This window comes from Polaribacter sp. BAL334 (genome assembly GCF_015767435.1).
Classification (GTDB): Bacteria; Bacteroidota; Bacteroidia; order Flavobacteriales; family Flavobacteriaceae; genus Polaribacter.
On the sequence record NZ_JADWOV010000272.1, the window covers coordinates 1 to 305 of the forward strand.

Below are 305 nucleotides of genomic sequence, written 5' to 3' on the forward strand. Positions count from 1 at the left end.
GATGGAAAAGTTAGGACACAGGCAGCTACTTCATTATGGCATAGTTCAGGGTATGGTGTTGTTTTTAAAGAAGGAAACTCATTAGAAATTGATGTTACAGGAACAAGTAAAATTCGTTTTTATGGTTCTATTTATAGTCAAGGAACCATGAGTGGAGGTACAACAATTGGAGGCAATGATCTAGGAACTTTAGATGTTAAAGTAACCCAAGATAAAACCGGTTTTTATGAGTTTTCTTATGTTGGAAGTCCCAAAACATTATATTTTACTTTTTCTGGAGCAAATGCTTATACACCATCTATAGA

Annotated in this window: 1 protein-coding gene; it reads left to right on the forward strand. The window is 34.1% G+C overall.

The features are described from left to right. On the forward strand, positions 1-305 hold a 305-nt coding region (locus IU405_RS07660), incomplete at both ends, for a hypothetical protein (RefSeq protein WP_197438027.1).